Annotated in this window: 15 protein-coding genes; 3 read left to right on the forward strand and 12 right to left on the reverse strand. The window is 60.9% G+C overall.

All coding sequences use genetic code 11. The features are described 5' to 3' along the window. Positions 1-57: 57 nt before the first annotated feature. The 7 genes from AC13RM_RS27335 to AC13RM_RS27365 all read right to left on the reverse strand — a co-directional run bounded on the left by AC13RM_RS27335 (position 58) and on the right by AC13RM_RS27365 (position 11,962). The gene (locus tag AC13RM_RS27335; RefSeq protein ID WP_488555894.1) at positions 58-1,554 is read right to left on the reverse strand and encodes a lipopolysaccharide biosynthesis protein; all 1,497 of its coding nucleotides are present in this window, start codon (positions 1,552-1,554) and stop codon (positions 58-60) included. A 226-nt stretch (positions 1,555-1,780) separates the two neighbouring features. Next, positions 1,781-2,410: a DnaJ domain-containing protein gene (locus AC13RM_RS27340; protein WP_488555895.1), complete on the reverse strand. Its 630-nt coding sequence runs from the start codon at positions 2,408-2,410 to the stop codon at positions 1,781-1,783. A 346-nt stretch (positions 2,411-2,756) separates the two neighbouring features. Further along, positions 2,757-4,259 carry a DegQ family serine endoprotease gene (locus AC13RM_RS27345; RefSeq protein ID WP_488555896.1) on the reverse strand — a complete coding sequence of 501 codons (1,503 nt, stop codon included), beginning with the start codon at positions 4,257-4,259 and terminating at the stop codon, positions 2,757-2,759. A 262-nt stretch (positions 4,260-4,521) separates the two neighbouring features. Then, the gene (locus AC13RM_RS27350; protein WP_285171757.1) at positions 4,522-5,178 is read right to left on the reverse strand and encodes a DUF2161 domain-containing phosphodiesterase; all 657 of its coding nucleotides are present in this window, start codon (positions 5,176-5,178) and stop codon (positions 4,522-4,524) included. Between the two features lie 155 nt (positions 5,179-5,333). Then, on the reverse strand, positions 5,334-8,594 hold the full coding sequence (locus AC13RM_RS27355; RefSeq protein ID WP_488555897.1) for a GH36-type glycosyl hydrolase domain-containing protein: 3,261 nt from the start codon (positions 8,592-8,594) through the stop codon (positions 5,334-5,336). A 175-nt stretch (positions 8,595-8,769) separates the two neighbouring features. Beyond that, positions 8,770-11,238, reverse strand: a complete 2,469-nt coding sequence (locus AC13RM_RS27360; RefSeq protein WP_374819035.1) for a glycoside hydrolase family 2 protein — start codon at positions 11,236-11,238, stop codon at positions 8,770-8,772. Positions 11,239-11,266: 28 nt separating this feature from the next. After that, on the reverse strand, positions 11,267-11,962 hold the full coding sequence (locus tag AC13RM_RS27365; RefSeq protein WP_374819037.1) for a FadR/GntR family transcriptional regulator: 696 nt from the start codon (positions 11,960-11,962) through the stop codon (positions 11,267-11,269). Positions 11,963-12,082: 120 nt separating this feature from the next. Between AC13RM_RS27365 and uxuA the strand changes: the two genes are divergently transcribed. From uxuA to AC13RM_RS27380, 3 genes are all read left to right on the forward strand, one after another. Then, a complete protein-coding gene (gene uxuA / locus AC13RM_RS27370) occupies positions 12,083-13,261 on the forward strand; it encodes a mannonate dehydratase (RefSeq protein ID WP_374819039.1) in 1,179 nt (392 codons plus the stop codon). Positions 13,262-13,447: 186 nt separating this feature from the next. After that, positions 13,448-15,538 carry a putative bifunctional diguanylate cyclase/phosphodiesterase gene (locus tag AC13RM_RS27375; RefSeq protein ID WP_488555898.1) on the forward strand — a complete coding sequence of 697 codons (2,091 nt, stop codon included), beginning with the start codon at positions 13,448-13,450 and terminating at the stop codon, positions 15,536-15,538. 139 nt (positions 15,539-15,677) lie between these two features. Next, positions 15,678-16,103 (forward strand): VOC family protein, encoded by a 426-nt coding sequence (locus AC13RM_RS27380; protein ID WP_095436986.1) that lies wholly within the window; start codon positions 15,678-15,680, stop codon positions 16,101-16,103. Positions 16,104-16,184: 81 nt separating this feature from the next. Here AC13RM_RS27380 and AC13RM_RS27385 read toward each other — a convergent pair whose 3' ends face one another. From AC13RM_RS27385 to AC13RM_RS27405, 5 genes are all read right to left on the reverse strand, one after another. Beyond that, positions 16,185-17,015, reverse strand: coding sequence for an alpha/beta hydrolase (locus AC13RM_RS27385; RefSeq protein ID WP_374819043.1), 831 nt, complete (start codon positions 17,013-17,015; stop codon positions 16,185-16,187). A 36-nt stretch (positions 17,016-17,051) separates the two neighbouring features. After that, positions 17,052-18,299: a kynureninase gene (kynU, locus tag AC13RM_RS27390; RefSeq protein ID WP_374819045.1), complete on the reverse strand. Its 1,248-nt coding sequence runs from the start codon at positions 18,297-18,299 to the stop codon at positions 17,052-17,054. A 19-nt stretch (positions 18,300-18,318) separates the two neighbouring features. After that, positions 18,319-19,242: an ABC transporter permease gene (locus AC13RM_RS27395; protein ID WP_112335736.1), complete on the reverse strand. Its 924-nt coding sequence runs from the start codon at positions 19,240-19,242 to the stop codon at positions 18,319-18,321. Positions 19,243-19,249: 7 nt separating this feature from the next. Then, the gene (locus AC13RM_RS27400) at positions 19,250-20,029 is read right to left on the reverse strand and encodes an ABC transporter ATP-binding protein (protein WP_374819047.1); all 780 of its coding nucleotides are present in this window, start codon (positions 20,027-20,029) and stop codon (positions 19,250-19,252) included. A gap of 87 nt (positions 20,030-20,116) precedes the next feature. Further along, the gene (locus tag AC13RM_RS27405; RefSeq protein WP_113232898.1) at positions 20,117-21,103 is read right to left on the reverse strand and encodes an ABC transporter substrate-binding protein; all 987 of its coding nucleotides are present in this window, start codon (positions 21,101-21,103) and stop codon (positions 20,117-20,119) included. Positions 21,104-21,116: the final 13 nt, after the last annotated feature.

The raw sequence follows: 21,116 nt of genomic DNA on the forward strand, positions 1-21,116 counted from the left end.
GGTATTCCTATCGCGAGATGGAATGAGCCTTGCTTCCGTCCCTATTCGCGATGACTGCTACTGTGCCTTCGCGCGACGGCCTTGCAGCGTCGTTCGCACGAGGAAGAGGACCCTTTCCCGGCATAAGAGAAGGATGAGGCCCGAGTAGGCGAGGCCACCGACCAGGACTTCGCAGACGAGGCGTTCCGCAAGGGGCCGGTCGATCAAGGCCGACGAAATTGCCACGACGGCGACAAGCATGCCGAGATAAGCGGCAATGGGCCTCAGGAACTGACCGAAATATTCCCGAATGCTGAGGCCGATCAATCGCGACACCATCCACAGCGTCACTGGCCAGAGCATCACCACTCCGAGCATGAGTCCGAAGACGACGGTCGCCACCCCATATTGGTGAAGAACGAACACGGTGAGGATCGAGACGACGTTGCGCACCAGCTGATAGTAGAACCACCAGTCGGATCTGCCCTGGCTGGTGATCAGGGATGCCTGGATGATGCCGATGCCGGCCATCAGGCCGATGACGCAGAAGAAGCGAACCGGCCAGATGGCCGCCGCCCAGTGCGGTCCGAAGATCAGCGGAATGGCATCGTCGGCGACCGCTGCAAGCCCCATAAAGGCCGGAAAGGACACCAAAGAGCAGCCGAAGGTCGCCATGAGGAAGGCTTCGCGCACCTTGTCCTTATCATGCTGCAGCGAGGAGAGCAGCACGTGGCTGACCGAATTCAGCCCGCCCGCAACGACATTGTTGAGCATCTCGTAGAGCCGCCGGGCGAAATTATAGATACCGAGAGCGGCCGGGCTTACCAGTGTGCCGATGATCAGCTGGTCGAGATTCATGGTCTGGAGGAAGCGGTTGCCCGAGGCGAAGATGCCGTAATGCAGCAGTTCGCGCAGGCTCGAGAGCTTTACTCTGAAGCCAGGCAGCCATTTTGCACCCCAGAAAGCGGCGATGCAGGCGGCCGCCGGTGCAGCGATCTGGGCGATTGCAAGCGCCCACAGACCGAAACCGGCGAAGATCAGCGAGAGACAGATGACCGCCGAAACAGAGGTGGCGATCGCGGTACGGGCCGCAGCAAGATGGAAGGACATCGTGCGGCCGATCAGTGCATTGGGGACGATGATCATCATGTCGAAGAAGATTTTCAGGCCGATGATCAGCAGCAGCTTGACGATATCGTCATGCCCGACCCAATGAGCTAGAAATGGCGAAAGCAGAAACAGCGCGGCATAGAGGATGGCTGCGGAGACGAAGGATAGCCAGAAGACCGTATCGAGATGGCTGCGCCGAATGGATTTCTGCTGGATTAGTGCCTCGCCGAAGGCCGTCGGGCCGAAGCCGGAGGCGAAACTGACGATGGCGAAGGTGAGCGCTACCAGACCGAAATCCTGCGGCAGAAGGAAACGGGAGGTGACGACGAAGACAAGGCTGTTGAGTGCCGTCGGGATAAGCGTATCCAGCGCCGACCAGAAGGCGCCCCTCAATGCGGCCCGCGACCGGTTTTCGCTCAGATGTTCAAAGACGACTTCATCCGCTTCGGACGCCAGCAATCGCATACCTCGCCGTTTTAGATCTGCGGCGGATACCGGAGTCCCGGCGCCCGCCATTGCCGCTTCGCCATCGTTCGATGGAGCAGGACGGCGTGTTGGATGCTTGATCTAGGCCAGCCCCTCGATTTGTCTAGGGAGAATTGTTGCATTGCAACATTGCGTTGCTGAAAGTGATCTCGCGATCAAGGCAAACGCGAAATTTGTCTCCCTAGAGCGGTGAAAAGCGCCGCCTCTACTGCGCGGCCGAGCGGATCCTTGGCTCGTCCCATTCGATTTCGGGAGCAGCATCGGTATCATCCAAAGGCTCGTTCATCTCGTATAGATAGCCTTCGAGCATGTCGCAGGCGCGTTCGCTGGCGCCGATCTTGGCTTCCGTTTCGCTGATGGCGGTGGCGATCGCCTTGATGCGGGCGCGCAGCATGTGGCCGACCACGTCCTTGCCGGGGCGCTTGCCCAGCCGGTCGAGGTGAAGGCCGATGCGATTGGAGTGTCGCTCGAGCTCGCTCTTGCTGAAATTCGCCTTGCGAATTTCTTCCAGAAGGCTCGCCCGCATCTTGGCGACCGGATCGAAAGTACCCGGTTCCCGCTCGTCCAGCACTATCTCGGTAATCAGCTTTTCAATGGCAACCAGCGCCTGCAGGTCGACGGCATCGGTCAGTTCGACATCATAGCCGGTATCGTCGAACACCTTGCGGCGTACGGGATCGAGAAGAAGCTCGTAGGCCTTCTGCAGCTGCGCGAAAGCTTCGGTATCGCCGCCGGAATCCGGATGGGCTGCCTTCGCGCGCTTACGATAAGCCGCCTTGATCTGCTCTTCGCCCGCATCGCGCGCAACGCCGAGAATATCGTATGGATCAGTCACTCCAACTCCTGCCGCCGCTCATTCCTGTTTTAAGGCCTGGCCGCTGATATCGCCGGCGCGGTTTAAACCTCCCGCCCGACCGTTTCAATCGGCTCCGGCGCTATTTGTACCATCACAAAGGCAGAGTTTGGACAAAAAGAGTCCTATGTCAAAGGCGAGCAACCTCTTCTGTGGAAATTCAGCGCCTCACAGCGTTCGGTCGAGGAAGACGTTCGAGCGTGACTGCTTGAGCCGGTAGAGTTGGCAAAGATCAGCATCGCTGAACGCCAGGGCTTGCTGGTGAGATAACGGCAATCGGCCCGCTTCGCTGTAGGAAGCGGGCCGATTGCAGAATGTCCCAGAATTTTTATGCGGCCGAGAACGGCACGGCGACGAAGGTCTTGTTGCCGTCGCGCTCGATCAGGAGCAGGACGGACTTGCGGCCATCCTTGCCGGCTTTGGCAACGGCCGTCTGCACCTCATGGGCGTTGCGCACCGGCTGGTCGTTGACCGAAACGATAATGTCGCCGGTCTGGATGCCGGCAGCAGCGGCGGGCTTCTCCGGATTGACGCTGGCGACGACAGCGCCCTCGACGCCATGCGGCAGGTTCAGCTGCTCACGCACATCGGGTGTGAGGTTGGCAAGGCCGACGCCGATGCTTGGCTGGTTGGAGGGCTGCACCTTACCGTCGCCGGCGCCGTTGGCAGCCTGCTTGCTGTCGTCATTGCCGCCGATGGTGACATTGACATCCATGCTCTTGCCGCCGCGCCACAGGGTGATGGAACGCTTGTCGCCGGGAGAGAGATCGGCGACGAGCCGCGACAGATCCTTCGGCGTCTTGACGGCTTCGTTCCCGACGGCCGTGACGATATCGCCGCTCTTGATGCCGGCGCGTGCGGCCGGCGTGTCGTCATTGACGCTGGCGACGAGCGCACCCTGGGTCTGGGAGAGGCCCATGGCATTGGCGATATCCGAGGTTACCGGCTGGATGGCGACGCCGAGATAGCCGTGGTCGATCGAGCCGTTCTTCTCGAGCTTCGCGACAATCGCCTTGGCCTCGTCCGAAGGAATGGCAAAGCCGACGCCGACGCTGCCGCCGTTCGGCGAGTAGATGGCGGTATTGATACCGACGACGTTGCCTTCGCGGTCGACCAGCGGTCCGCCGGAATTGCCATGGTTGATGGGGGCATCGATCTGGATGAAGTCGTCATAGGGGCCGCTGTGCAGGTCGCGGCCGCGAGCCGATACGATGCCGGCTGTGACGGTCGTGCCGATGCCGAAGGGATTGCCTATGGCGAGAATCTGGTCGCCAAGCTTCAGCTTGTCGGAATCACCCCAGGCGATGGTGGCGAGCGGCTTCGGCGCGTTGATCTTCAGGACGGCAAGATCGGATTTGGCATCGGCGCCCAAAAGCTTGGCCGGTAGCTCGGTGCCATCATCAAGCGTCACCTTGATGTCGACCGCATTCTGAATGACATGGTTGTTGGTGACGATTATGCCGTCCGGGCTGATGATGAAACCGGAACCGAGCGCCATGGCGCGCTGGCTCTGCTGCTGGTGCGGCATCTGCTTCGGGAAGGGGATACCCTGGTTTTCGAAGAATTGCCGGAACTGCTCGTCCATCGGCGAGTTGCTGCCGTCGGCGCTGGTATCGGTCGCCTTCATGGTGGTGGTGACGGTGACGACGGCCGGCTTGTCGGCATCGACGATCGGAGCGAAGGAGCCGCCGGGTGCGATGATGCCGGCCGGTTCGGCGGCCGAGGCGACGGTTGCGGATGTGCTGAAGGCAAAAGGCAGTGCGCCGGCCCCGACGATGATAGCGGCGCCGACAATGGCGGCTGTGCGATGTTTGCGGAGAAGAGAAGGCATGGCAAAAGTCCCTTGCGAGATCGTTGGCGGTTTGGCGGCCCGTCCATACCGGGGACGGGCTGTAATTGGTTCCGCGTCAATTTTGCGAGCGGCTTTGTTTCCCGTTTTTACTGCGGGAAGCAAAGTATAGATTTGAATTGGCGCTTGGTGTTAATATGATCCGCCAGAAAACTTTTACAAATTAAATATTGATCATGTTTTTATTGCAAAATTTTAAGATATTACATGAATTTAATGTTGGTCGACCGGAAATTTTCCATATTTAAAGCTGCGCTGCCGGCCAGCGCTTGAGGGCCTCTGTTCCAAGCTCCGTCAGTGCGTAAATGCCGCGGTCGATGCGCTCGAACCAGCCATAGACATTATCCCTTAGAATTTGTGGGGCCTTCGGTGCCGCTTCGCGCATATCCTTCGGGCGTTGCACGCCGTTTTCGATGGCGGCGGCGCAGGCAAGGGCCTGCTGGCGATAGGCGGTCATGATCGGCTTACGCGTGCTGCCGCCAAGTGCCGGGTCACCCTTGCGTCGGCGATGTTCGTCGACAAGGCGTGATCTGCGCCGTGCATTCTTGCGGGGCATCGGCGAGACGGGGCTGACGACGATGTCGACCAGGTCATTGTCGGATACCGCGAGCATGCCGAAGCCCAGCCTTCGGCAAAGGTCGCGGAACCGGCGATCGCCTTCCCGCCCCTTGCCCTTTGTCGAGACGCGGGCGGCAATCCAAACTTCGTCGCTGGCAGCGGCGCGATCCACTGCCTGCAGGATGAGTTCGAGATTAAAGGTCATCTTCAGCTCGCAGATGACGACGACCGGCGGCTCGCCATCAGTCAGTCCCACGAGGTCGCAGCCGCCGATCTCGCCTTTCACCGCATAGCCGGCGGCTTCGAGAAATGACTTGATCGGGAGATAGAGCGCCGTTTCCAAATCCGCCTCCGGGCTTTGCACATCCGCATGAGCTTAGCCGATTCGGTTAACCAGAAGGTCCACGGCGGCAAGAAGGCACTCCCAGAGGTGTTGGCGACTATCCCAGGCTGGCAAAAGGAGCCGGCGCTGCTGCCCCTCTTGCCATTCGCCGCTGCTCAGGCCTTGAAATCCAGCTTGACGTCGCAGGCGCCGATCGAGGCCGGCAGGAGCGGCTTGCGGATGCGCTGGCCGAATTGCCGCTTGAAGCCGAAGATGTTGCCGATCAGGCTCTTGGTATAGAGGCCGGGGCCGCTCGAATAGATGCGCCAGCCGCCATCGACGGCGATATCGCCCGCCTTGACGCGTGCCCATTCCGCGGATGCCTGATAGCGGTCGTCGAAGGCCGCGTCGCTGCTGCTGAAATAGGTGTTGCGCTGGCGGAGCGACGCATGTTCCACCCGGCCGCTGACGGCGATCGGATTGGCGAGCGCGAGTGCCGCCCATACGGCTTCGGCATCGTCTTCGAGCGCCAAGGCTTCGCAGTAGCGAAGATGCGCATGCACATACATGAGCCCGATCTCGCGACCGAAAAAGGACGAGGATTCGGCACGCCGGAAGAGTTTTTCCGGACCACCGGAATAGGTTGCCGGCTTTTCCATCAGCCGCACACCGTCCGGGAACAGCAGGTTCTCGCGGATGATCTTCATGTGGGCGTGGCGCTGATCCGGCGTGAAGAGGCCGCCGATCATCGGCTGCGTCATCGCGATCAGCGAATAATGCAGGCCGGTGCGGGTATCCTCTGGATGCAGCAGCAATTCGACGCTATCATGGCTCGGATCGAAGACGCCGTAGCCAGCGACGATGCCGTCGCGCATCAGGAGCCTGTTGAAATCGGCGCGCATGGCAACGGCGGTTGCCTGAAGCGACTGCGCTTCCTCATTGCGGCTGGCAAGCGTCAGGATGTTGGCGTAGCGCACCAGCTGCTCGTAAAGCAGCGATACCGTCCAGCTGCTGACCATCCAGTCGCGCAAATGCGGATCGGCTGGCTGCAGGCTGTCGTTCCAGTCGCCTTCACCGTAGCGGATCAGGCTCGTGCCCGGCACGAAGCGGCTGCGCACGGTGTCCAGCAGTTTCTCGATGTGATCGGAGATCGTTGCGCGTTCCGAGGTTAGCTGCATGGTGTCGTCGGCGCGCCACGGCACCGTTTCGGCGAGGAAGGTAATATCGCCGGTCGCCTCGATGTAATCGCAGAGCGCCTTCAGCGGCCAGACAACGATATCGCCATGCGCCTCGCCGGCGCGGATATTGGCATAAGGCTCGAGCATGAACCATTGCGGCCAGTCGCCGCGATCGCGATACTGCTCGGAAAAGAGCGTCAAAAGGATCTGCCGCACCTCTTCGTCATGCTCGTAGGCCAGCAGGAATTCGATCGGACCCTGGCAGACGTCACGCGTGCCCCAGGCAGCTCCCGTATATTGTTCGAGCCCATGCGGCACGCTCAAATGCACGATGGCGTCATGCGCGATCCAGGGGAGCATGATCGCTTGCGCCGCCACATCTCGGCCATCACCTTCGATGCATGCGCCCCGCGTCACATGGCTCCAGAAGCGGCGCGCCGGCGCCAGCATCTCTTCGCTTTCGACACCGGCACTATAGCGCGCGGCAAGAGCTTCGGCCTCATCCGGATCGGTCATCGAGCCCGTGACGGCAAAACGCAATTCCTTCGTCGGATGCGATTTCAGCGCGATGAACGGGCCATTGCGGGGAGTGCCGTCGCTATAGAGCAGTTCATCGCCGCCAACGGCGTCGAACGCATCCGGAGTCGACGTGACGAGATGGTAGCTCGCTTTCGGGTAGCGATCCCAGAGCCAGGATGGTTGCGGCCGGAAAGAGATGCGCTTGGCCGCCGCGTCGACTGCGATATTCGCCACGGCCTCATAGTCGCGCTCGCCGAGGATGATATGACCGAAGACGAGGAAGCGGCAGGCTTCGCCCTCCACCGAGACGCTCCATTGCATGGCTGGGTCGTCGCCGGAGGCGATTGCCGAGACGGTGATGGTGCGGCCAGGAAGCTTGTAGATCCAACGCGTATCACTCAAGCCCATTTCGAAGGCGGCGGGTACGCCAAGCAGACGCCAGCCATCGCCGAGATCAACGAGGATGCGCATGCCGCTCGATCGCGTCAGATTGTAGGGGTCGCGCGAGACCGAGAACAGCTTGTGGAAGGAGGTGTTGCCGATGGTCAGCTGCGCGGCGAAGATGCCCTGCATCCAGCAGGTGGCAGCCAAAGTCTGGTCATCGAGCAGCATGTTTTGGCCACTGCGGACAATGGCGCCATGGCGGCGAGCCACCAGGCGTTCTTTTTCCTGGAGCACGATGTGCCTGTTGTGCGCTCCATCCGGCACGAAGAAGGAGAGCAGTTTTCCGTCGGCGTGCTCCTCCAGCATCCGCTTCGGATAAAGCGCCTCGACAGCTGCCTGATCCAGGCTGTCGCTTTCAACAAGGGGGGCGTCCTGCACGAGACTGCGTGCCGATTGCGCGGCAGCAATCGTATCGATCGCCAATTCGCCCTGAAGTTTCGGCAGGCGATCGAGATGGGCAAGATCGGCATCGCTGGAAGCGGCCGGATGGTCGGCGATGAAGAGACCGAAGAAGGTCGTGGTGGTTGATGCACCTGCTGCAAGGGAAAGCGGCTTCGACTGTATTGTCGGGCAAGCGACCTCATGCTGGCGGCGCACGCTCGGCAGGCTGGCGCCGAAATCCGGCACCATGACGCCATCATTGTTCTTGGAGGGCACCAGGAGCTGGATTGCATCGGTTGCGTAGGCCGCCGCACCTTCGAGGCAGCCCTGAGCAAGCCACGGATTTCGCCCGCCACTCTGTTTGAGGTTCTGCCTGACCATGATGACAGGGCCGAAGGCGCTATGATCGGCAATATGGTGATCGATATATTGCGAGGCATAGGCTTCGCTGTTCATCAGGAAGCCGCGATCGCCAAGGCCGACATCCTGAACCAGGATGAGGTCTGCCGAAAGCGTCGCATTGGTGCTGTTTTCCAGCGAAACTTGCCAGAACCATGCGGTCTCGTTCGGGTGCAACCGCAGGCTGACCGTATGTCTGACCCCGGCCGTCTCGCCGCTCCAGGAAAAGCCGGTTCTGCCATGGCCGAACTGCACGGCAGCTTTCGGACCAACGATTTCGACCGTCGCCGGCTTGGGCCCGCCGACGCGCAGATAGAGCCGGCCAATGCCGCCATAGACAGGCGACCCGAGCACCTGATTGATCATGACGCCGCCCTGCTGGTCGGCAAAGTCGATCGAAAACAGCGTGCCGTTCGGCAGGGCCGAAGCCGAAAGTCCGGCGGTATTGCCGAGTGTGATGAGGCCAAGTTCTTCGCGGCGGGGCGTTTGAAAGCTGCGATTGGTGTCCGAGGACATAAGCGTGATCTCGCTGATTCATGGATCGGATGAGGGGCACTAGATCACAAGGCGCCGTCCGATCATAGGAGGCAATTCGCCATTCACCAGCGCAATCTTTTGGGACGGCGTACGGAAAATATGGGCCTCGATCCGGCGCAACGCGCCGGATCTTTTCGCGTACGGAGGCTCGGTTTCAGTGATGTGGAAGCTCCGCAACCTGATTGGCCGTGCGAAGGATTGACGAAAGATCGGCATCGTCGAAGGCTTCCTTGGAGATGGCTTTGACCTTGAATGTCCTGCTTTCGCCCGGCGCGAGATTGACCAACATCTCGTCGACCTCGGCATTCGGATTGATGCGATCGACGAACAGGCAGACATCCCGCAGGAACGACTGAGCGGTGATGGTGACTGCGACACCGTCCACCATTTGGATGGTCTCGATGTCGAAGCGAGGCTGCGGATATTGCAGCTGCATGTCCTTTTCGAAGAACCACCAGGCTTCGGCATCACCGAGACGGGCGCGCAGATATTCGCGGCGCGGATCGCTTGGGGTCGCGACCTCGGCCGGGATCTCGATATCCGCATTTTCGAAACGATCGCATAGGATGCGCCAGACGTGATGACGGGCGAGCAGCTTGCCGGTGAAATCGAAGCGTTCGACCGTGAAGGGCACGCGCCAGAACAAGGTCGCGTCATTGACGGCAACGGCGGCCAGCCCATCGCCGCGCGGCTGGATGGTGAGGAGATGCGGCGCGTAGCTATGCTTCAAGGCATACCAGAGCGGCTTCTTCCGGCCAGCGCCATCGACGGCCGCCCAGGAGGTCACCGGCCAGCAATCGTTGAGCTGCCAGACGATCGTGCCCATGCAGGTCGGCCGATGCGAGCGCATGTGGTCGATGCCGAAGCTGATCGCGCGCGCCTGGTTCAGCTGGGTGACGAAGAGCCAGTCGTCGAAATTTTGCGGGTGGGGAAACCAGCCTTCCAACCCCTGCAATAGCTTGTCATTGCCGCCGGTTGCCTTCTGGTGATGCATGACCGCGGGAGAGGCCGGGGCGCGATCCTTCTCGCGAACGGATTGGGCAAGGGTTGCGAAGGTCGGCGGAGCCTGCCAGCCGAATTCGGAGCAGAAGCGCGGGATGTAGTTGCGGTAAGTCTCATAGCCCACCTCGTTCCAGACGTCCCATATGTGTCTGCAACCGTGCTCGTCCGCATTCGGGGCGATTTCCATCGAACCGGAATAGGGGCTGCCCGGCCAATAGGGTCGGGTCGGGTCGATTTCGGCCACAAGCTTCGGCAGGAGATCGAGGTAGTAGCCGGCGCCCCAGGGGCGGTTGCCGAGCACATCCTGCCAGCCCCAGTCGAAATAGCCCCAGATATTCTCGTTATTGCCGTTCCAGATCACCAGCGAGGCGTAGGGCATGAGCCTTGTGATCGCTTCGCGCGCTTCCGCCTCGATCTCGCTATAAACCGGCTCTTCCTCAGGATAGGTCGCGCAGGCAAAGAGGAAATCCTGCCAGACCATGATGCCGGCGGCATCGCATTCCTCGTAGAACGTATCGGTCTCATAGATGCCGCCGCCCCAGACGCGCAGCATGTTCATATTGGCATCGCGCGCCTGGGCGATCCGCTCACGGTAGCGCTCGCGCGTCACGCGCGGCAGGAAGCAATCGTCGGGGATCCAGTTGGCGCCGCGGGCAAAGACCGGCACGTCGTTGACGACAAGCGTGAAGGCGGAGCCGATCTCGTCCGGCGTCGTATCCAGCCGCACGGAGCGGAAGCCGACGCGCCGCTTCCAGCCGTCGAGCGCCGTCTCATTCGAGCCGAGCAGCTGCAGGTCGAGATCGTAAAGCGGCTGACCGCCCATGCCATGCGGCCACCAGACCTGCGGGTTATCGATGCGGCATTCGATCAGCGCATGGGTCTCGCCTTGCGCGACGCGCACTTCCGCGCGCTTGCCGCCGACGGAGAGCACGAGCGCCACGCTATCCGTGCCCTTGTCGGCCCATTCGATTTCGACCTGCAGGCGTGCGACGCCGTGGCTGCCTTGCAGGGTGATTTCCGGGCGGACGCTGCCGAGACGGGCCTTCGACCAGCTCTCGATGATGACCGGTTTCCAGATGCCCGAAGTGACGACGGTCGGGCCCCAGTCCCAACCAAAATTGCAGGCCATCTTGCGGATGAGATTGCTCGGGCCGGGATAATTCTGGGGGATATCGGCGGCGCTGCCCAGCTGCTTGCGGACTTCCTCGCCATGTTCATAGGCGGATTGGAAATCGACGATCAGCTCGTTACGGCCGCTTTTCAGGTGATCGCCGATGCCGAAGCGGTAGCTGCGATGCATATTGCGGGTTTCGCCAAGCAAACTGCCGTTCAGTTCCAGGCGTGCCGCCGTGTCGAGGCCAAGGCAGGAAAGATCAATGCGCTCGGCGTCTTCGCCATCCCAATCGAAGGCCAGGCGGTAACGCCAGGCGGAACGCCCAATCCAGTCCTGCGAGATCTCGTTGACGTCGAGATAGGGATCGGTGATCAGCTGCGCCGCCATCAGGTCGAGATGCACATTGCCCGGCACGGTCGCGGGGATTGAATTGGGCAGGGCCGGTGCACTGGATGGCGCGCGAAGGCGTGAGATGGTCCAGCCGGTGTCGAGCGTCTGTCTTTTCATGTCATGTATCCGTGATGAAATGGATGTCTCAAACAGCCTTTGGCGCAATGAACTGCAGGCCCGCCTGCAGGTGGCGGTTCATATGATAGGCGTAAGCGATTCGATCCCGTTGTTCCAACGCTTCGATAATGGCGCGATGGTCATGATAGGCGCTGTCGACAGCCTCGCGTGAGCGCTTGCCCGCCTCCATCAGCCGCTGCAACAATGGCTGCAGAATGCCATAGACTTGTGACAGGGTCTGATTGCCGGCAAAGCCGACAAGGGCGGCATGAAACCTGAAATCAAGTTCCGCAGCCTCGGCCAATGTCGAAGCGGCCTTCATCGCGTCGTTGATGGAACGCAGCCTTTCGATGGCGACTTCATCAAGCGTTTCGAACAGAAGATCGCTGAGATTGACCTCGATAAGGCGACGAAACCCCTGGATATCGAGAAAGCTCTCTGCCGAGATGTCGATAGCGAAGGAGAAGAGGTCCATCAGTGCCTGCTGGCGGCGGTCCGTAATTACCGCGCCGACCTTCTGGCGGCTTTCGACAATGCCATAGGCCTTCAGGATGCGGATCGCTTCGCGCACCGTATTGCGGCTGGCATTGAACATGGAAGCGAGCTCGGCTTCCGAGGGCAGTGCGTCTCCGAGACCGAGATTACGCTCGCGCATCAGCCGCCGCAGCGCGTCGACCACCTGATCGACTGCGGAACCTCTATCCTCGATATCAGCGGTATCCACCACCGTCTCTCCTCCGTTGTTGAAAGCATATTGTTGGTCAATAGTAGCGTCAAGCGATCAGAGATGATGGACATTTCGCTTTTCAGCGGTATTTTGACCGACAAATGGAGGAGATATCATATGGAAAGCTGCTGGCGTTGGTTCGGTCCGAAAGATCTCGTTCCGCTCTTGCATGCGCGCCAGGCCGGCGCGACAGGCATCGTCACGGCATTGCATGAAGTCTCGCATTCGCGCGTCTGGACGCTGGCCGAAATCGAGGCGCGAAAGGCGCTAGTGGAAGCGGCCGGGCTGCGCTGGGGCGTCTGTGAATCGATACCCGTTCCAAGCGCGATCAAGCTCGGCGGGGCAGGGGCAAAGGCCGCGATTGGTATCTGGAAAGACAGTCTCGCCCATCTCGCCCGCGCTGGCATCAAAACCGTCTGCTACAATTTCATGCCCGTCGTCGACTGGACACGTACGGATCTGCGCTTCGAGATGCCGACCACCGCGCTTGCCCTGCGCTTCGACATGGTGGAGTTCGTCGCCTATGACGTCTTCGTCCTGCGCAGGAAGGGTGCGGAAGAAAATTATGCGCCGGGTCTGCTGCAGCGTGCCGAGGAGCGTCTGAAGGGGCTCTCGCCGGAGGCCGTGCAACGGCTGGAGAACAACATCATCGCCGGTCTTCCCGGTGGCGAGGATAGCTATGGCCGTGATGCCATCCGCTCGGCCATCGCCCTCTTCGACGGCATGACGGCAGAAGATCTCCAGACCAATCTCGATGCCTTCCTGCGGGAGGTCGTGCCGGTCGCGGTCGAATTCGGTGCTCGGCTCGCAATCCATCCAGACGATCCGCCGATTTCGCTCTTCGGCCTGCCGCGCGTCGTGTCGACGGCGGCAGACCTGCGCCGCATCCTGGGCATTGTCGATGATCCGGCCAACGGTTTGACGCTCTGTGTCGGCTCTCTCGGCTCCCGTGCCGACAATGATGTGCTGGCGATCGCCCGCGAATTCGCCTCGCGCATCAATTTCGCGCATCTGCGCGACGTTGCGCTCGAAGCTGATGGATCCTTCGTGGAAGCCTCCCATTTGGAAGGGCGCAGCGATATGTATGCCATTCTGCGCACATTGCTCACCGAGGAGGCGCGGCGCCGCAAAGAAGGCCGGGAAGATCATGTGATCCCGATGCGGCCGGACCACGGACATCTGATCGGCGATGATATCGATAAGCCGACCAATCCCGGCTATTCCCTCATCGGCCGCCTGAAAGGTCTTGGCGAGCTGCACGGCGTCATCCATGCGATCGGCAAGGCGGGACTTTGAACCTTACGGCATTTGCGATCTCATATCGATGAAACGGGGCAAAGGGAATAAAGCCTATCGTTGCATATTCGATAGGCTTTTGCCTAAAGTTTAATCTCGTTACTATTTTGATTTTATTTAGTTTTTTCGTCTATCAATGTCCAATTCGCTAATCTTCAAACTCGAATTGGCAAGGTCGACCTTCCTATGAATTCCGTTTGGCCCGACGCCCCGAACGACGATTTTCGGTCGCTTTTCAAGACGCATCCGTCACCGATGTGGGTCTATGATCCGCAGACGTTGAAGTTTCTGATCGTCAACGATGCGGCCCGCGATCTCTATGGCTATGGCGATTCGGACTTCGCGGTCATGACCGTGCTCGACATCAGGCCATCTCTGGAGCGCGAGCGTATGCTGGATGCCGTGCACCACCGTACCGACATCGAGACGGCGCAGCGCTGGACGCATCTGAAGGCAGATGGCGAGACATTCGAGGTTCTGACCTATGGGCGGGAGATCCGCTTCGACGGCAAGATGGCGATCCTGGCGATCGTGCAGGACCGCACCGAGGTCAATGCGGCACGGCGGCAGGTCGATGCCACCCAGTCGCTGCTCGACAGCATCGTCGACAATCTCCCGGTCGGCGTCTTCGTCAAGGATATGGAGCGGGACGGCCGCTATATTCTGTTCAACGAGGCGTGCGGCGGTATCGTCGGGCGGGCAGCACGGGATATGATCGGCAAGTCGGACCGGGCGATATTTTCCGACGAGCAGACGGCGCTTTTCCGGGAGCAGGACAAGCTCGCCTTCGAAACCGCCGAAACCGTCTACTTCGAGGAAACCATTCACACGGTGGATGGCGTGTTGCGTATCCTGAAGACAGCGAAGCGGGCGCTTCCCGCCCCGTCAGGGCAAGCGCCGCGCTATGTTCTCGGCATTTCCCAGGATGTCACCGCGGAACGCAGCGTCGAGGCGCGGCTTGCGCATCTTGCGATGCATGATTCCCTTACCGGCCTTCCGAACAGAGCTTTCTTTTCCGAGAGCATCGTGCGGCAGGTGACCACTGCGAGGCCGGAAAAGCCGATCGCGCTGCTCTACATCGATGTCGATCATTTCAAGCATATCAACGACAGCAAAGGCCATGCCGCGGGTGACATGCTCCTGCGCCAGGTTGCCGAACGCCTCCAGCAGCTTGCCGAGAGGAGCGATCTGGTCGCACGCCTTGGCGGCGACGAGTTCGCGCTGGTTTTAAGGATGACGGATGCGGGGCGAGCCCGGCGCTTCGCCGACCTGTTGTTGCAATCGCTCTCGGCACCCTTCGATCTCGACGGCGTGCGGGAACACGTGACCTGCAGCATCGGCATTGCCATGGCGCCCGAACACGGGAACGACGCCGATGTCCTGATGCGCGATGCGGATCTGGCCCTCTATGCAGCCAAGGCAAGCGGCCGCTCAACCTATTGCTTCTACCAGACGGAGATGCGGCTCGAAGCTGAACGGCGCCATCAGCTTACGCTGGAGCTTCGTGATGCATTGCAGAACGACGAATTCGAGCTTCATTACCAGCCGATCATCCGGCTGGACGAGGATGCTCTTTCCGGCTTCGAAGCTTTGATCCGCTGGCGCCATCCCAAGCGTGGGCTCATCGCGCCGGCGGAATTCATCCCCGTCGCCGAGGAAACGGGGATGATCGTGCCGATCGGCGACTGGGTGCTGCGGGAAGCCTGCCGGGCTGCCATGGAGTGGCCGGAACATCTGAAGGTGGCCATCAACCTGTCCGTCTATCAGTTCCGTCATGCGAGCCTGCTGGCCACCGTGGTCTCGGCGCTGAGCGAGACAGGTCTTTGCCCGGGACGCCTGGAGATCGAAGTCACGGAATCCATCCTGCTTTCCGAGGTCGAGCAAAGCCTGTCGCTGCTGCGAGCTCTCAAGGAGCTCGGTATTCGCATCGCGATCGACGATTTCGGCACGGGCTATTCCTCGCTCAGCTATCTGCGCTCCTTCTCTTTCGACAAGATCAAGCTCGACCGCAGTTTCGTCGCCGGCATGGATGCCGATCCCGGCAATCTCGCCATCGTGAGGGCCGTAGTTGGCATAGCCTCCGGCTTCAATGCGGTGACATTGGCCGAAGGCATCGAGACGGAGGCGCAATTGGCGAAATTGCGGGCTGAAGGTTATCATGAAGTGCAGGGTTTCCTGCTTGGGCGGCCAATGTCGCGCGAGAATGCCCTGGCGCGAATTCTCCATGAGGCCTACCCCGCTCGGACCTTACGTGCCCGAAAACCAGCACATGTATGAACGCCGAAACGCTTGGGCGGCTGTCGCAAATAAAGGCTAAAAAATTTGGTACCTTGTTGTCGGGAAGGGTAGTTGGCCAACGTCCTTGGGTCAGCCCCGACAAGGGCGTGACACCAAGAACCGTTCCAAGGAGACCAACATGACCGATGCAACAGAACAATCCCAGCAGCCACGCGTGCCGGTTCGCGGCGGCGTCGTAGCCTATCTGACGGTGGATGGTGCCGTGAAGGCAGCCGAATTCTACAAGCGCGCCTTCGGTGCCGAACAGGCATTCATGTATCCGGTCGACGAGAAAGGCCGGACCATGCATATCCATCTCTACATCAACGGCAGCTCGGTCATGCTCGGCGATGCTTTTCCGGAATATGGGCATGCGCTGGAAAAGCCGCAGTCCTTCACGATGCAGCTTGTCGTCGATGATCTCGATTTCTGGTGGAAGCGTGCCGTCGATGCCGGAGCCGAAGTCGTCGTCGAGCCGCAGGTGATGTTCTGGGGCGATCGTTGGGGTCAGCTCCGCGACCCCTTCGGCGTCGCCTGGGCGATGAATGCGCCGGTCAACGGCTGACACTATCTCTGTGACTGATAATAGGAGTGCCCTCGGTGCGGATAGCGCCGAGGGAACCTCTTTTGTCCTGCTGCGAAAACGTTATTCGGCGACCAAGGCCCGCGTCAGCGGATGTTCGGCCTCCATGAGGCCGTCCAGAACCGAATAATGATGCTTGTCCGGCTCGACCACGACCTCGGTCGCCGTGCCAAGGCCCGTCCAGATATTGGCAAGCAGCGCGTTCTGGCGGACGAATTCGGCGCGCTCGGCACCGCCAACCCAACAGGTAAGACGAATGCCGTCGATCGGTTCTAGAAGCGCCGGGCTTTCGGTCTTTGCTTCGGCGTCATCGATGCGAAGCTGCGCGTTCATGCTGCGCTTCATGATCGGGCGCAGGTCGTGAAGACCGGAAATGGCAAGCACATGCCGGATGCGCTTGAGGATCGCCTCGCCAAGCGGTGATGTCGTCGTCATCATGCGGGCTACGAGCTGACCGCCGGCCGAATGGCCCGTCAGAACAATGGGGCCGCCGACGAGCTCGGCCGCTGCCGTGATTGCCGCCGCAATCTCCCTGCCGATCCCGCCGATGCGATTTTCCGGGCAGAGCGTGTAGGACGGGATCGCGACCGCATAGCCGGTCGCAATCGAGCCGGCGGCGAGGTGCGACCAGTAGCTTTTGTCCAGTTGCAGCCAGTAGCCGCCATGGACGAAGACCACCAATCCCTGCGGCCGGCCTTCGGGCAGAAAGAGATCGAAGCGATTGCGCTCCCCTGGACCATAGGCCAGATCGAGTTTTGCACGTCCCGCGGTTGTCAGCCTGTCACGGAAGGATTTTGCCGGCGCGACCCAGGCGGCCGGCCATTGATCGCCGTCGACGATATAGGCGCCGTTCGTGTAGGCGGCGTCCCAATCGGCGACCCTGAAATAGCTCATGTTCAGCTTCCTCTCTCCAGCTGCCGGTACCTGAGGTCAGGTCACGGCGGCCCGCACGGCGAAGCGCGCGTCCTTCCATGATCCGCTGCCTAGGATTTCCTCCAGCACTGTCACGGCGCGCCAGACGTCGCGATAACCGACATAGAGCGGCGTGAAGCCGAAGCGCAGCGTCGAAGGTGCGCGAAAATCGCCGATGACGCCGCGCTCGATCAGGGCCTGCATGACCTCGTAGGCATTGTTGTGGATGAAGGAGACCTGGCTGCCGCGCTTCTCGCTGTCACGCGTCGTCTCAAGTTCCACACCATATCGGCCGCATTTGGCTTCGACCAAACGGATGAAGAGATCGGTCAGTGCTATGCTTTTGCGGCGCAGCGCGTTCATGTCCACCTCGTCCCAGATGGAGAGCGCCCCTTTCAGCGCCCGCAAGGAGAGGATCGGCTGCGTGCCGCAGAGAAAACGCTTAATGCCGGTATCGCCATCGAAACTCCTTTCGAAGGCAAAGGGGCGTGCATGGCTCCACCAGCCGCTGAGCGGCTGAACGATTGATGCGTGATGACGCTTCGCCGCATAGATGAAGGCCGGTGCTCCCGGCCCGCCATTCAGATATTTGTAAGTGCAGCCGACGGCGAAATCGGCACCGGCGCCATCGAGATCGACGGGCAGAGCGCCGGCGCTGTGGCACAGATCCCAGATGACGAGTGCGCCCGCCGCCTGAATGCGCTTCGTCAGCGCCGCCATGTCGCGCAGCTCGCCGCTCTTGTAGTTGACATGATTGACGAGGACGACGGCGACGTTCTCATCGATCAAATCCTCGATGGTGTCGGCATCGCGGCCTTCGAGACGCAGCGTGACACCGGGCCGGGTCGAGACGACGCCTTCCGCCATGTAGAGATCGGTCGGAAAACTGTCGTCCTCCGCTACGATCACGTTGCGATCCGGTCGCATTGCGAGCGCCGCATGAAGTGTTTTGTAGATGTTGATCGAGGTGGAGTCGGTCACGACGGTCTGGCCTTCGGCCGCGCCGATCAGCCGGCCGACGCGGTCCCCGAGCTCCAGCGGCAGATGAAACCACCCGGCGCTGTTCCAACTGCGGATCAGGCCGTTGCCCCATTCTTCCATGGCGGCCTGGCGCACTTCGGCAAAGACCTCGTGCGAGGCTGCACCGAGCGAATTTCCGTCGAGATAGATGACGCCGGCGGGCAGGGCGAAGCGGCTGCGGAAGACGCGCAGCGGGTCGGCCTCGTCCATGGCCTCGACCGCGGCGAGATCGGGAAGGCTATCCATATGTCGTTGCCTCGTAAACTTATTCGCGAATGGTTTCTCGAGTGGCAGCTCCCCCGCGGCTACGGCGGATGCTCGGCAGCGCCAGCATGATCAGCACGAAAAGGCCGGTTGCGAGCTTCAGGTTCGGCGGCGGCATGCCGGCGGCAAGGCAGAGCGACACCAGCTGGTAATAGATAATGGAGCCGACGAACGGTGCCAGCAGCTGGCGCAGCACGGTCTGCTTGCCGGTAAAGGCTTCGCCGATCATCAGCGCCGCCAGACCGTTGATCAGGATGCCGATACCCATATTGACATCGGCAAAGCCCTGCGACTGCACCATCAACGCACCGCTTGCGGCTGAAAAGGCACTGGCGATGCCGACGCCCCCGATGGTGGCCGCCCAGACATTGATGCCCTGCGCCTCGGCCATGTCGGGATTGGAGCCGACGGCACGCATGGCCGTGCCCTTTTCCGTCTTGAAGTAGAGATTGAGGGCGATCAGGACGATAACGGCCAGCAGACCGGCGATGACGATCTTGCTCGCGGGAAAGCCGGGCGTCGTGAAGGGTACCCAGTCGAACACGGTCGGCGAGCCGAAGACGGAGAGGTTGGATTTACCCATGATACCGAGATTGACACTGTAGAGCATCGTCGACATCAGGATACCGGCAAGCAGCGTATGGATACGGAAGCGCAGGTGAATGAAGGCCGTGCAGCAGCCGGCGGCAAGGCCCACGACGAAGGCGACGGCGATCGCCAGCGGCGGTGCGACGCCGGCGGCAAGCAGGATGCCGCAGACGCAGCCGCCGAGCGGAAACGCGCCTTCGCTGGTCAGATCCGGAAAGCTCAGCATCCGGAACGGGATCATGATGCCGAGGACGACGAAGCTCAGGATGAAGCTCTGGGCCAGCGTCACCGGGATGAGCGAGACGAAGCTCGAAACGGTTGTCTGAATGAAGTCCATCATGATCTCAGCTCACCAGCAGCATTCGGTCGGTCTTGACGGCGAAGTGGCCGATCAGCTCGGGTACGGTGATGCGCCGCTTGCCTTCGCCGGTAATTTCAAGGTGAACGCGGCCGGCGTCTAGCATGATGATGCTGTCACCGAAATCGACGGCGTGCTGCATGTTGTGCGTTACCATCAAGGTCGTCAGCTTCAGCGCCTCGACGGTGCGTACCGTTGCCTGCATGACAATATCGGCGGTGCGCGGATCGAGCGCGGCTGTGTGTTCATCGAGAAGCAGCACGTCTGGTGAGCCACCGACCGCCATGATGAGGGACAGCGATTGGCGCTGGCCGCCCGAAAGCAGCTCGACCTTGGTATCCAGCCGGCTTTCGAGACCGAGGCCGAGTACGGCGAGGCGCTCTTTATAGGCGGCAAGGCGAGCGGCGTTCAGGCCGGGGCGAAATCCTCTGCTCTTGCCGCGCAGTTCCGCCAGAAGCATGTTCTCGCCAACCGTCATGCTGGCGGCGGTGCCCTTCATCGGGTCCTGGAACACGCGGGCAAGACGCGCGGCGCGCTTGTGGACCGGCATATTCGTCACGTCATCGCCGTTGATGAGAACCTGACCGGAATCGAGGCTGAGAGCACCGGAAATCGCATTCAGCATGCTGCTCTTGCCCGCGCCGTTCGAGCCGATCACGACGCCGAATTCACCTGTCTTGAGGGAGAGCGTCAGGCCATTGAGCGCGACCTTCTCGTCGGGCTGGCCTTTATAGAAAACCTTGCGCGCGGATTTGACATCAAGCATCCGTGCCTCCCTGTAGTATAGGGTTATGAAATGGCGGCGTCCCTGACGCCGCCATGGATTGAATTGGTCCCTAGAGGATGCCGCCTATTACTTCGTGAAGCAATTGCAATCGGCAAGCGAAGCTGGAACCTCGGCGCCGAAGGCTTTCAACACGGTCTTGTTGATCAGCGGCGCATGGTCCTTATAGGCAGGAACGGAGGGCTTGATCGTCTTCGGATCGGCACCCTTCAAGATCTGCGCGGCGATCTTGCCGGCGTTTTCGCCAACCTGCTCATAGTTGACGGCAAAGCTTGCCGGAACGACGCCGTTACGAACAGCAGCGTCGTCGGAGTTGACGATCGGGATCTGTGCCTGGCGGGCGGCGGCGGCAACGGCCGGGATTGCCGGCTGCAAGAGGTTGGAGGCCGGCGTGTAGATCACGTCTGTCTTGCCGGCGAGCGAAGCAATGCGCTGCTGGATGTCGTTGACATTGTCGACACCGACGGGAACCACTTCGAAGCCGGCTGCCGGAGCGGCCGCCTTGACCTTGTCGAGCAGCGCCACGTCGTTGGCCTCGCCCGGATTGTAGGGAATGCCGATACGCTTGGCATTCGGGAGCAGTTTCTTGGTGAAGGTCAGGATCGCGGAGATGTCCTGCAGATCGCTCGAGCCGGTAATGCCGGTGTCGCCCGCGTCCCAGGAGGGGACGAGCTTGGCGGCGACCGGGTCGGTGACGGCAGTAAAGACGATCGGAATGCCGGAGCCGGCGAGCGCCTTCTTCGCGATCTGCGACACCGGCGTGGTGACCGTATATATCAGCTTCGGATGTTCGGACTGCAGCTTGGCGATCATCTGCGGAACAAGCGAGGCGTCGAAGCTCGTGTTGCTTTCGGAATAGACAACATCCTTGCCTTCGACGAAGCCGTTGTCGGCAAGAGCCTTCTTGAAGCCCGCGATCGAGGCATTGAGCTGCGGATGCTCGCCGAAGTTGGCGATGGCGATCTTGATGGGCTCCGCCGATGCGGTTGCAACGCTCGCTGCGAAAGCGCCGGCGACAGCGAGGCCGGCCAGCCATTTGGACGTGGATCTCAGCATATTTTCCTCCCGG

Source organism: Martinezella sp. CNPSo 3732, from assembly GCF_057784515.1.

What these genes read in the sequence shown, in the direction of transcription:
- AC13RM_RS27335 (WP_488555894.1), bottom strand. Translation starts at nt 1,554, where the DNA reads ATGCGATTGCTGGCGTCCGAAGCGGATGAAGTCGTCTTTGAACATCTG.
- AC13RM_RS27345 (WP_488555896.1), bottom strand. Translation starts at nt 4,259, where the DNA reads ATGCCTTCTCTTCTCCGCAAACATCGCACAGCCGCCATTGTCGGCGCC.
- AC13RM_RS27355 (WP_488555897.1), bottom strand. Translation starts at nt 8,594, where the DNA reads ATGTCCTCGGACACCAATCGCAGCTTTCAAACGCCCCGCCGCGAAGAA.
- AC13RM_RS27360 (WP_374819035.1), bottom strand. Translation starts at nt 11,238, where the DNA reads ATGAAAAGACAGACGCTCGACACCGGCTGGACCATCTCACGCCTTCGC.
- uxuA (WP_374819039.1), top strand. Translation starts at nt 12,083, where the DNA reads ATGGAAAGCTGCTGGCGTTGGTTCGGTCCGAAAGATCTCGTTCCGCTC.
- AC13RM_RS27375 (WP_488555898.1), top strand. Translation starts at nt 13,448, where the DNA reads ATGAATTCCGTTTGGCCCGACGCCCCGAACGACGATTTTCGGTCGCTT.
- AC13RM_RS27380 (WP_095436986.1), top strand. Translation starts at nt 15,678, where the DNA reads ATGACCGATGCAACAGAACAATCCCAGCAGCCACGCGTGCCGGTTCGC.
- AC13RM_RS27385 (WP_374819043.1), bottom strand. Translation starts at nt 17,015, where the DNA reads ATGAGCTATTTCAGGGTCGCCGATTGGGACGCCGCCTACACGAACGGC.
- kynU (WP_374819045.1), bottom strand. Translation starts at nt 18,299, where the DNA reads ATGGATAGCCTTCCCGATCTCGCCGCGGTCGAGGCCATGGACGAGGCC.
- AC13RM_RS27395 (WP_112335736.1), bottom strand. Translation starts at nt 19,242, where the DNA reads ATGGACTTCATTCAGACAACCGTTTCGAGCTTCGTCTCGCTCATCCCG.
- AC13RM_RS27400 (WP_374819047.1), bottom strand. Translation starts at nt 20,029, where the DNA reads ATGCTTGATGTCAAATCCGCGCGCAAGGTTTTCTATAAAGGCCAGCCC.
- AC13RM_RS27405 (WP_113232898.1), bottom strand. Translation starts at nt 21,103, where the DNA reads ATGCTGAGATCCACGTCCAAATGGCTGGCCGGCCTCGCTGTCGCCGGC.